Annotated in this window: 8 protein-coding genes and 1 riboswitch; of the genes, 6 read left to right on the forward strand and 2 right to left on the reverse strand. The window is 66.6% G+C overall.

The features are described from left to right. Window positions 1-67 precede the first annotated feature (67 nt). Window positions 68-595, forward strand: coding sequence for a bifunctional adenosylcobinamide kinase/adenosylcobinamide-phosphate guanylyltransferase (cobU, locus tag ACJO2E_RS18575; protein WP_406965846.1), 528 nt, complete (start codon window positions 68-70; stop codon window positions 593-595). On the opposite strand, the gene ACJO2E_RS18580 is transcribed toward cobU, so the two are convergent. After that, the gene (locus ACJO2E_RS18580; RefSeq protein WP_406965847.1) at window positions 588-1,205 is read right to left on the reverse strand and encodes a histidine phosphatase family protein; all 618 of its coding nucleotides are present in this window, start codon (window positions 1,203-1,205) and stop codon (window positions 588-590) included. The two genes, cobU and ACJO2E_RS18580, sit on opposite strands and share 8 nt — an antisense overlap. Then, window positions 1,202-2,251, reverse strand: a complete 1,050-nt coding sequence (cobT, locus tag ACJO2E_RS18585) for a nicotinate-nucleotide--dimethylbenzimidazole phosphoribosyltransferase (RefSeq protein WP_406966175.1) — start codon at window positions 2,249-2,251, stop codon at window positions 1,202-1,204. Before cobT ends, ACJO2E_RS18580 begins: the two co-directional genes overlap by 4 nt. A 145-nt stretch (window positions 2,252-2,396) precedes the next feature. Here cobT and cbiB point away from each other — a divergent pair, with 145 nt between their 5' ends. The 5 genes from cbiB to ACJO2E_RS18610 all read left to right on the forward strand — a co-directional run bounded on the left by cbiB (window position 2,397) and on the right by ACJO2E_RS18610 (window position 11,732). Continuing rightward, window positions 2,397-3,326 (forward strand): adenosylcobinamide-phosphate synthase CbiB, encoded by a 930-nt coding sequence (gene cbiB / locus ACJO2E_RS18590; RefSeq protein ID WP_406966177.1) that lies wholly within the window; start codon window positions 2,397-2,399, stop codon window positions 3,324-3,326. Further along, window positions 3,323-4,360, forward strand: a complete 1,038-nt coding sequence (cobD, locus tag ACJO2E_RS18595; RefSeq protein ID WP_406965848.1) for a threonine-phosphate decarboxylase CobD — start codon at window positions 3,323-3,325, stop codon at window positions 4,358-4,360. The genes cbiB and cobD overlap by 4 nt, the downstream gene beginning before the upstream one ends. Next, window positions 4,361-4,595: riboswitch (cobalamin riboswitch) on the forward strand. A gap of 151 nt (window positions 4,596-4,746) precedes the next feature. Next, window positions 4,747-6,606, forward strand: coding sequence for a TonB-dependent receptor domain-containing protein (locus ACJO2E_RS18600; protein WP_406965849.1), 1,860 nt, complete (start codon window positions 4,747-4,749; stop codon window positions 6,604-6,606). 27 nt (window positions 6,607-6,633) lie between these two features. Then, entirely contained in the window at window positions 6,634-10,839 is a 4,206-nt protein-coding gene (locus ACJO2E_RS18605; protein ID WP_406965850.1) for a cobaltochelatase subunit CobN, read from the forward strand. Beyond that, entirely contained in the window at window positions 10,833-11,732 is a 900-nt protein-coding gene (locus tag ACJO2E_RS18610) for a cobalamin-binding protein (protein WP_406965851.1), read from the forward strand. The genes ACJO2E_RS18605 and ACJO2E_RS18610 overlap by 7 nt, the downstream gene beginning before the upstream one ends. Window positions 11,733-11,761: the final 29 nt, after the last annotated feature.

The following is an 11,761-nucleotide window of genomic DNA, read 5'->3' on the forward strand; positions in this document are numbered from 1 at the left end:
TCATAAGACTGCCTGGCATGCCAAGGCTACTTTACGCAATATAGCAGGACACCATGGGGAGCTGCGAATGAGCAATTTGGCCAATAAGACACTGGTGCTTGGGGGTGTCAGATCCGGCAAGTCAGCGCTGGCGGAACGGCTGGCGGGCCAGGCCGGGGTGCCGGTGGTCTATCTGGCAACCGCCACCGCGGGTGATGACGAGATGGCGGACCGCATTGCCCGGCACCAGCAGCAGCGGCCCGACGACTGGGGACTGGTGGAGGAGCCGGTGGACCTGGCGGCGGTGCTGCAGGCCCAGGGAGAACGGCAGCCCGCCCCCGGACTGCTCATTGACTGTATGAGCCTTTGGATGAACAACCTGCTGCAGGAGCCGCAACACCGGTTTGCCGGCCATCGCCGGGCCTTCCTGGATGCCCTGGCGGGCTACCCGGGCCCGGTGGTGATAGTCAGTAACGAAGTGGGGCTGGGTATCATCGGCATGGATTCGCTCACCCGGCGCTTTGCCGATGAGCTGGGGTGGCTCAACCAGGACCTGGCCAGCCGTTGCGACCGGGTGATCATGAGTGTCGCCGGGCTGGAGCTGCCCCTCAAGTGATAGGGTTATCGAGCGATCCGTGGCTGAGCAGACAGGTCAACCGGCCGTGGGGTGACTCGTCCAGCCGGATGCGGCTGCGGCTGGCATAGGGCACCGCCACTGTGCGGAAGGCGGCGTCCAGGGGTGTTTCCAGGATGTCCGCGAGTATCATGCGGATAACCCCGCCATGGCACACCATCAGTATTCTCTTTCCGGCCAATTGCCGGTTCCAGTGGTGCCAGGCTTCCATCACCCGTGCCCGGAACGCTGCCAGGGATTCACCGCCGGGGGGTGGATGGTCCACCGGATTGTCCCAGAAGCGTTGCAGGGCTTCGCCCCAGGTGGCCATGACCTGGGGCGTGGTGTGGCCTTCCCAGTCGCCGAACCCGATCTCCCGCAGGCGTGGCTCGGTGTGAAGGGGAACCCCGAGGCGCTCCGCCTGTTCCCGGGCGAACACTGCACACCGCAGCAGGGGGGAGGCGACAATCGCGTCCCAGTGCTCCCCGTCATTCAACGCCCCGCGCATCTGGCGCCACCCGGTCTCACTCAGGGGGTGGTCGGTCTGGCCACGGAACATGGGACCACCCTCCGGCTCGCCGTGGCGGATCAGGTCAATCAGGGTTGTGGTCATGAACGGTTACTCACACCGGCATCGTCGAAGGTGGCCATGGTGTTATGCAGGGCACAGGCAGAGCGTAGCAGGGGCACGGCGACGGCGGCGCCACTGCCTTCCCCCAGGCGCATGCCCAGGTCCAGCAGGGGCGTGGCCTCCAGGGCATCGAGTACCCGTTGGTGGCCGGGTTCCGCGGAGCGATGGCCGAACAGCAGCCAGTCCCGCACCCGGGGTTGCTGGCGCACCGCCACCAGAGCGGCGGTGGACACGATAAAGCCGTCAACCAGTACCGGAATCCGTCGTTGCGCGGCGCCCAGGATGGCCCCGGTGAGAGCGGCGATCTCCAGGCCGCCCAGGGATCGGAGTACCGCCAGCGGATCGCGATCCTGGCCATGGCGGGCCAGGGCGCGGGTGACCACCTCGGCCTTGTGGCTCAGTCCCTGTGCGTCCAGGCCGGTGCCTGGCCCGACCAGGTGCTGTGGGGCCTCGTCCAGTAAGGCGCAGGCCAGGGCCGCGGCGGAGGTGGTGTTACCGATGCCCATGTCGCCGCCGATAAACAGGTGGGCCCCAGCGTCCGAAGCCCGCCCGGCAGCGTCATCTCCCGCAGCCAGGGCGGCCATTACCTGGGCATTCGTCATGGCGGGCTCCCGGGCCAGGTTGGCGGTGCCCGGGGCGATGGGCTGGTTGCGTACGCCATCCAACGGGCCTTGCAGCGGATTGACCGTGCCCAGGTTGACCACGTCCAGGCTGGCGCGCAGTTCCCTGGCCAGCACGCTGATGGCCGCGCCGCCACCGGCGAAGTTGGCCACCATCTGTGCCGTTACCGCCTGGGGAAAGGCGGAGATGCCTTCTTCACAGACACCGTGGTCGGCGGCAAATACGGTGATGGCAATGCCGTCCATCTCTGGCCGGTCGCTCCCCTGCAGGGCGCAGAGTGTCACCGCCAGGGACTCCAGCTGTCCCAGTGAGCCGGGAGGCTTGGTCAGCACCGCCTGCCGCTGCAGGCCCCGGTCGCGGGCCCCGGTGTCCGGTTGCGGGGGTGGCGTGGTCCAGGCAGGAGGCAGGGTCATGGTGGTCGTCCGTCATTGATCAGGGGTGAAAATGGTCGGATGTGCGCCGGTCAGTGTCAAGAAGGCCTCCGCCTGACGTAGACTGTGACTCTTTTATGGACTCTTTATATAGATACGGGGAATCAGGCGATTGAACGGGATGATCGAGCCGGCGCTGGTGTGTGCGGTGGCGCTGCTGTTGGACCAGGTGCTGGGCGAGCCCCGTCGCTGGCACCCGGTGGTGGGCTTTGGCACCCTGGCGTCCCGGCTGGAATGGCGCCTTAACAGGAACCCCGGCGCCGGTTTCTGGCGGGGGTTGCTGGCAGTGACGGTGCTGATCGTTCCCCTGACCCTGATTGCCTGGCTGATGGTCTGCCTGGCCCCGTCGTGGCTGGTGCCGGTGCTGGAGGCGGTCGGGTTGTGGCTCGCCCTGTCCCTGCGGGGGCTGCGGGAGCACGGGCTGGCCGTGGTGGCACCACTGGAGCGCCACGACCTGGACGGTGCGCGCCAGGCAGTGGGCGGTATTGTCAGCCGCAATGCCCGGCGGCTGGATGAACAGGGCGTAGCCACCGCCGCCACCGAATCCATGCTGGAGAACGGTGCCGACGCCGTCTTCGCCAGCCTGTTCTGGTTCCTGCTGGCCGGGCTGCCCGGGGTGGTGCTGCATCGCATGGTGAACACCCTGGATGCCATGTGGGGCTACCGCAATGAACGGTTCCTGACCTTTGGACGGGTGGCGGCCCGCCTGGACGATGTCATGAACTGGGTGCCGGCAAGGCTGACCGCGTTGACCTATGCCCTGCTGGGGGATACCCGCCAGGCCCTGCGGTGCTGGCGGACCCAGGCCGGTGCCTGGGAGAGCCCCAATGCCGGGCCGGTGATGGCGGCGGGCGCCGGCGCTCTCAATATTACCCTGGGTGGTCCGGCGCCCTACGGTGACCGGCTTCGCCCGCGCCCGATACTGGGGGCCGGCAGGGCGGCCACCGCCGGTTCGATTCGTGGGGCACTGGCGCTGGTCACCCGGGGCGCCTGGCTCTGGGTGGCGCTGCTGGGATTCGGTGCCATGATGTTCACGGGAGGTAACGGATGAGCGCGATATCCACCCATGGCGGGCGTCTGATCGAGGCGGCCCGTCGCTGGGGTATTCCACTGGACCACTGGCTGGACCTGTCCACCGGCATCAACCGGCAGGGCTGGAAGGTGCCGCCGTTGCCGGATCACCTGTGGCGTCAGCTTCCCGAGGACGACGACGGCCTGGATAGCGTGCTGCGTGGCTGGAGCCGGGCCCCCGGCAATGCCGGCTGTCTGCCGGTGCCTGGCAGTCAGGCGGCCATCCAGGCCCTGCCGTTGCTGCGCTCCCCCTGCCGGGTGGGCGTGCCCGCCCCCGGATTCGAGGAACACGCCCGCTGCTGGGCCCTGGCCGGACACCAGGTGGTGCCCGTGGGTCTGGCGCAGGTGGAAGCCGGTGATGACTGGCTGCGTGAGCTGGACGTGATGGTATGGATCAACCCCAATAACCCCACCGGCATGACAATCTCCCGGGAACGGTTGCTGGACTGGCATGCCGATCTGGTGGGCCGCGACGGCTGGCTGGTGGTGGATGAGGCCTTTGCCACCAGCTATCGGGGCATCAGCCTGGTGCCCATGTCCTCCGCGCCGGGGTTGGTGGTGCTGCAATCCCTGGGCAAGTTCTTCGGACTGGCCGGGGTGCGTGCGGGGGCGGTCTTCGCGGAACCGGCGATCACCGGCGCCCTGGCGGCCCGGCTGGGGCCCTGGTCGCTGAGTTCACCGGCCCGTTACATCATGGCCCGGGCCCTCAAGGATACCCTCTGGCAACAGCGGACGGCGGAGCGACTGCAGGCGGACAGCGAACGGCTCGACCGGTTACTGCAGGAGGCTGGCCTGCCCGCCACCCGGGGAACCATCCTGTTCCGCTACCTGGAGCATCCGAAGGCGCGACTCATGGCGGATTTCCTGGCCGGTCGCGGCATCCTGGTGCGCTATTTCGACAACCCGCCGGCGCTGCGTATCGGCCTGCCCGGCGACGTTTTCGAGTGGGAGCGGCTGGAGCGAACCCTGCAACACCTGATGAATGTCGTTGACCAGCACAGGTCGGATTGCTAGCCTGTTGCCCTGTTTTCAGGTATCCCGAAGCCTACTTCGGGTAAAACGGGAAGTCGGTGCGCCCTCAACAGGCAAGTCCGACGCTGCCCCCGCAACGGTAATTGAGTCCGGGAGTTCCATAACCTCCCACGGATAGCCACGACGCCACTGTGCCATCGGCATGGGAAGGCGGTTATCCGGGATGCTTCGGCATCCGCTCATAAGCCCGGAGACCGGCCTGTGAACACACCTGGTGCTGCGGAGGGCGGCAATGGTGGGTGAACCGGCGCATCATTCCTGGTCTCTTGCCCCTGCCCACCCTGCCTCTGGGCCATTCCTTCCCTGACTTTCGCAGCAATGTTGTTTTCACCGTGCGGGGACGCGCGGTTAGTCAGCGAGATCCGAACATGCCTTTTTCCGATCCGGCCAGCAAGCGTCGTCTGGCGTTTCCTGCCCTTGTACTGCTCCCACTGTCCGTTACCGCCGCCGAGACAGAGGCAGACGACCCCATCTATGCCGCCATTGATCCCATTGTGGTCACCGCGACCATGGGGCCGCGCACCGTGGGGGAAAGCCTGTCTTCCGTGACCGTGATCGACGAGGACCAGATCCGCAGGCAGCAGCCGGCGGAGTTCAAGGACCTGCTGCGCAGCCAGCCGGGCATCAACGTGATCAGTAACGGCTCATTCGGCAAGAACACCAGTGTCTACACCCGGGGTACCGGCAGCGAGTCCACCATCTTCCTGGTGGATGGCATCCGCCTGCGTTCCTCCACCAGCGGTAGCGCGCCCTGGCAGTACTTTCCCGTGGATCTGGTGGACCGGGTGGAAATCGTGCGTGGGCCCCGCAGCTCCCTTTACGGCGCCGACGCCGTGGGCGGCGTGATTCAGGCCTTTACCCATGAACCGGGTCGGGACAGTCAACGGGGCTGGGTTGAAGCCGGCGCCGGCAACTTTGATACCCAGATGGGCTCCGGCGGCATTTCTGCCCGTTCAGGCAACACGCGCTTCAGCCTCAGCGGTGTGCACAAGGAAACCGACGGTACCGAGATTGTGGAAGGCGGCGATGACAAGGGCTTCCGCAATACCGCCGGTATTGCCAAGGTCACCCATGAACTGGACAACGGTGGTGAGGCGGGCCTGCTGTTGATGCAGTCCGAGGGCAACAACGAATTCGAGGGTGGCGACACCGACTATATGATCCGCCTGGCCGGCTTCCGCCTGGCGACCCCGGTGAGCGACTACTGGGACACCGCGATCCAGGTTTCCGAGTCCCGGGATGAGCAGGACAACTTCCGTGACTCCGGTGACTCGGTGTTCAACACCACCGCACGCACCGCGCGCTGGGAGAATACCGTCTACTTCAGCAGCCACGAGCTGGCCCTGGGCGCCGAACTGCTGAACGAAGAAGTCAATAGCACCACCGACTACGACGAAGACAGCCGCACCAACGCCGCTGCCTTCGGCCAGCTCCGCCTGGGCTTCGGGCCCACGGACGTGCAACTGAGCCTGCGGACAGACGATAATGAGGCCTACGACCGGGAAACCACCGGCGGCATTGCCCTCGGCCATGCCCTGGATGACTACCACCGGGTTCGCGCCAGTTACCAGACCTCCTTTCGGGCACCCACCTTCAACGATTTGTACTACCCGCTGGAAACCTACGATTTCGGCGGTTCCTACGCCGGCAATCCGGACCTGGAGCCGGAGAAGGGCGGCGCTTTCGAACTCGGCATGTCCGGTCGATATGATATCTGGTTCTGGGATGCCGCCATCTACCAGTTGGATGTGGACAATCTGATCTCCCTGGAAACCGACAACGCCGGCAATACCCGCCCGGCCAATGTCGACGACGCCCGTATTCGCGGCGTGGAACTGACGGGGGGCTTTGACTACGAAGGCTGGCGCGCCCAGGCGGCGCTGACCCTGATGGATCCCCGTGACCGAGATAGCGACAACCGTCTGCGACGCCGCAGCGCCAAACAGTTCCGCCTGGACCTGGACCGTGACTTCGCCAACTGGAGTGTCGGCGGCACACTCAACGCCGAGGGATATCGATATGACGATGCCGAGAACGAGGATCGTCTGCCTGGCTTCGGTACCCTCGACCTGCGTGCCGGCTGGCAGTTCGCCGCCAACTGGTCCACCCGCCTGAGCGTGGATAACGTGCTCGACAAGGAATACGCCACCGCCCTTCGCTTTGATGGCAAGGGTTACCTGGCCGCTGGCCGTACCGCCATGCTGACCGTCCGTTACGACATCCAGTAACACGGCAACCAGGGCAGGGGAATGGCTATGAAACCGATAATGACTGCCGCCGGGGACTACCTGAAGATCCTGGCACTGTTGCTGCTGACACTGCTGGCCCCGCCGGTGGTTGGGGCGACCCTGGTGGGTGTGGTCTCGGAACGGTCCGCCGCAGAGCTGGCCGCCGGGGCGGAACGGTTTGTGGAACGCTACCCGGAGCATCGCGTGGTGCTGCGAACCCCGGAGCAACTGGCGCGCCTGGAGGACCGGGAACTGGCCGGGCTGGTGTCCGGGGCGGATGCCCTGGTGATGGCGGCAGTGTTCGGTGAACAGGTGGGCCGCCTTGCGCGGGTGGTGTCGGAGCAGGCGACAGCGCGATCATTCCCCATACTGGCCATTAACGGTGACCGGACCCTGACCCGGCTGTCGCGGCTGGGCGGCGAATCCCCGCTGGCGGAGCTGGACGACCAGGCCCTCAACGAGCTGATGGCCGCCCCGGAACCGGGCGCCGATGTGGCCCGGCACAACGCTGCCCTCAGGGAGCAGTTCCCGCAGCAGGCCTCCTGGCTGGACGGGCGCATCCTCTACCAGGGCCGCACCCCGGAACATCTGGACGCCCTGCTGCGCTGGCTTCTGGTGCAGGCGGATTATGACCTGGAGGTGCCCGAACTGTCGCCCCGGTCACTGATCCGCTACTACCGCGCTGGTGAGGCCATGGACGACCCTGAAGGCCTTGGCCTGCAAGCCGGGCCGGTGGTGACCCTGCTCGATTTGGACAGTGGCGATCGCCCCGGCGACCGGGCGCTGCTGGATGAAACCTGCAAGGCACTAGAGGCCCGTGATATCCAGTGCTTTGCCGTCCTCGCCCGCTGGGGTGGCGCCAGCCTGGAGGCGGTCCGTGCCCTGCCGGAAACCGTTGGTGATGCCAGCCTGTCCGCCATTGTCAGCCTGCAGGATTTCACGATTGGCGGCGGTGAAGGCCGTCGCCAGGTCACCGAGGCACTGGAGTCGCTGGACGTGCCGGTGATCAAGGGCCTGCGCCTGGCGTCCCGCACCCGCAACCAGTGGCAACTGTCCATCGACGGGGTGCCGGCGGACAAGGTGCACTACAAGCTGGCCATGCCGGAACTGCAGGGCGTCAGCCAGCCGCTGGTGCTGGCGGTGGCGGAGCCGGAGGAAATCCACGAACTCACCGGGGTCGCCCTGACCCTGACACGCCCGGTCCCCGAGCGCATTGAGGCCCTGTCGGAGCGACTGTCCCGCTGGCAGGTGCTGCAAAGCCGGGCCAACGAGGACAAACGGGTCGCGATCATCTACTACAACCACCCGCCGGGGCGGCAGAACATCGGCGCCGACAACCTGGATGTGCCCGCCTCGGTGTTCGAAATGCTGCACTGGCTGAAAGATGAGGGTTACGACACCGGGCCCCTGCCGGAGAGTCCCGAAGCCCTGCTTGACCGCATGCAGGCCCGGGGCGTCAACCTGACGGACGATCCCCGGTCGCTGCGGGCCATGGCGGACCAGGTGCCCCAACTCTCTGCCGACGACTATCTCACCTACTTCCATACCCTACCCACCGTGGTGCAGGAGGAACTGGTCCACGGGCCGCTGGGCTATCTCCATGCGCGGCTGGAACAGGCCCACGAGCTGGGCGAACAGGATATCGCCCTGGACCTGCTGGACCGGGGCACCGGCGACCTGCGCCACCTGGTCGAGCACCTCCAGCACCCCAACCGCCCGAAGGCCCTGGCAGAGCTGGACGAGTACGAGGCCCTGTGGCGCCAACGGCTGACCGAAGGTGGCCAGCGGGACGCCGTGATGGCCCAGCGTGAGGCGCTGGCGGACACCGGTATTCCCGGCCTGCGGGGCTGGGGCGAGGCGCCGGGTCAGTCCATGGTGGTGGACGGCAACATGGTGTTCCCGGGGCTGCGCTTCGGCAATATCTACATTGGCCCGCAACCGCCCCGGGGCTGGGAAGTGTCCGAGGAACTGCTGCACGCCAACACGACCTTTCCGCCGACCCATCAATACGTGGGCTTCTACCACTGGCTGAAGGACGACTTCCGGGCCGACGCCCTGGTCTATCTGGGCCGCCATTCCACACGGGAATTTCTGCCCCGGCGCCGGGCCGGCCTGACCACCGATGATTACCCCGATCTGCTGGGTGGCAACCTGCCGCTGATCTATCCCTACATCGTCGACGGCGTCGGCGAGGGCATCCAGGCCAAGCGCCGGGCCCTGGGCGTGATGATCAGCCACCTGACGCCACCGCTGGCCGCCACCGAACTCTATGACGACCTGCTGGAACTGCGCCAACTGGTGGAAACCTGGGAGTCCGCCTCCGAGCCGGACAGCCCGACCCGGGAACGGGCGGTGACACTGCTGCGGGAGAAGGTTCGCGACCTGGAGATCGGCGACGACCTGGAGCGTGAAATCGCCGGCGAGATGGGGCTGTCCCGGGAGGAAGTGTCCGTGGATGAGCTGTCCCCGGACCTGCTGGTCCATGAGGCGGGCCACTATGTCACCGACATGCAGGAACACTTCATGCCCCTGGGCCTGCATGTGTTCGGCAAGGACTGGACCCCGGAGCAACTGGACACCATGCTCACGTCCATGGCCGGTGAGGACGGTGAACCAGACCCGGACTGGCGTGAATGGCTGGCGGAGTCCCCGGCCAACGAGCGCGCCAGTTTCCTGGCGGCGCTGGACGGGCGGTTCGTGGCGCCGGGGCAGGGCAACGACCCGCTGCGGACCCCGGAAGTGCTGCCCACCGGGCGCAACTTCCATGCCCTGTCCGACGACCTGATTCCCACCCGCGTGGCCTGGTCCCTGGCGGAGGAACTGACCCGCAAGGCGCTGGAGAAAGACAACGGCTCCGCTGAAGACAGCGACGCCCTGGTCCTGTGGGCCTCGGATACCGTACGGGATGAAGGCGTGATGATCGCTTTCGGCATGAAGCTGCTGGGTATCCGGCCGGTGTGGAACAGCCGGGGCATCGTCAAGGGGCTTGAGCGGCTGCCCGTCGGCCCCGACGAGACCCTGGCGGCCCGCCACAATGTGGTGTTCACCACCTCCGGCCTGTTCCGGGATCTGTACGGCAGCCAACTGGAATGGCTGGACCAGGCCGTCTTGATGGCACTGGATGCCTCGGCCGAGACCATCCGCCAGGAGTATCCGGCGCTGACCACGGCCCTGGATCAGGCGCTGTCGGCGTTACCGCCGGAAGTACGCCGGCCCGGCACCGAGCCGCTGGTGTTGAATGGGGTTGCCCGCCGCTGGGTGGAAGACACCCGCGCAATGATCGCCGAAGGCGTGGCCGCGGAAGAGGCCGGCACCCAGGCTTCCTACCGGGTATTCGGTGCCGCCCCCGGTGCCTACGGCGCGGGGGTTAACCGGCTGGCCTCCCGCTCCGGCGCCTGGAGCGACCGGCAACAGCTGGGTGACGCCTATCGCCGCCGCATGGGCCATGTCTACGGGATGGACCGCAATGGTGAGGCCAGCCACCAGGCGTTCGACCGCCAGTTGCAGTCGGTCGGCCATACCTACCTGGGCCGCGCCAGCTATCTGTACGGCCTGCTGGACAATGACGACGGCTTTGACTTCCAGGGCGGTCTGTCCAACGCTGTTGAGCACCTGCGGGGCGAACCTCCCCGGAACCGGGTGCTGCAATACGCCGACCCGGCCAACCCCCAGGTCAGTTCCCTGCAACGGGCGCTGGATGTGGAACTGCGGTCCCGCAACCTGAACCCGCAATGGCTGGCACCGCTGATGGAACACGGCTATGCCGGGGCCCGCACCATGGGCAGCGATTTCCTGGACAACCTCTGGGGCTGGCAGGTCACCAGCCCCCAGGTGGTGCGTTCCGGCGTGTGGAGAGACGTTAACGACGTCTACTTTCAGGACAGCCTGGATCTGGGGCTGGATGAGTTCCTGTCACAGGGGCACAATGCCCACGTGAAAACCCATATGCAGGCCATCACCCTGCTGGCCGCCAAGCGGGGCTTCTGGGATGCCGATCCGTTCGTGCTGGACCAGCTTGCCCGTGACTTTGCCAACGGGATTATTGACCATGGCCTGCCCGGCGACGGTCACACCCGCCCGGACCACCCGCTGATGGACTGGGTGGCCGACCGGCTGGAGCCGGCCCGGCGGGAGGCCTTCAACGCCGCCCGCAAGGGCGGACCACCGCCTGAGGACAGCGGGGACAACCATTCATCATGCCAGTCAGCCGGGAGTCTGTTCGCCGCATGCTAATCCGACGATTCATGGCCGCTGCCCTGATGTGGGGGTGCGTTACCGCCCAGGCGGATGAGGTGTGCGCCACCGACGCCACCGGCCAGCGCCTGTGCCTGGACCAGCCGGCCGAACGCATCGCCGCCCTGTCCCCCGGCGCCACGGAACTGGTGTGGGCGTCAGGGGCTGGCGACAAGGTGGTGGCGGTGGTGGCCTTCAGCGACTATCCGCCGGAGGCGAAGGAGGTGAAGTCGGTTGGCAGCCATACCCGCATGGACCTGGAGGTGCTGGTCTCGCTGAAGCCGGACCTGGTGATCGGCTGGGTTACCGGCAACCCGCCGGAGCAGTTGGAAACCATCCGGGAACTGGGTATACCGGTCTTCTCCATCGAGCCCCGGAGTTTTGACGACGTCTCCCACACCATCCGGCAACTGGCGGCCCTTGCCGGCACCGAAGCCCATGGCAACAAGGTTGCCCACCACTTCCGCCGGGGCATCGCCGAGCTGGAGGCCACCTATCGGGGCGCTGAACCCGTGCCGGTGTTCTACCAGGTGTGGGAGGAACCCCTGATGACCGTGAACGATGAGCACCTGATCGGCAAGGTCATCGCCCTGTGCGGTGGCGTCAATGTCTTCGGCGAGCTGGACCGGCTGGTGCCGAGGATCAGTGACGAAGCGGTACTGGCGGCCGATCCAGAGGCGATTCTCGCTGGCGGCATGGGCGAGGAGAACCGCCACTGGCTGACCCACTGGGAGCAGTACAACGAACTGACCGCCACCCGCCGCGACAACCTGTTTTTCGTGCCCCCGTCGCTGATCCAGCGCCCGACGCCGCGCATGCTTGAAGGCAGTCGGCTGTTCTGCGAGAAACTGGACGAGGCCCGGACCCGTCGCACCGAAACGGTCGGGGAATAGACGATGCCGCTCGCTCGCCCCCATCTGCT

The organism is Marinobacter shunpengi (genome assembly GCF_045449695.1).
In the GTDB taxonomy this organism is placed as follows: Bacteria; Pseudomonadota; Gammaproteobacteria; order Pseudomonadales; family Oleiphilaceae; genus Marinobacter.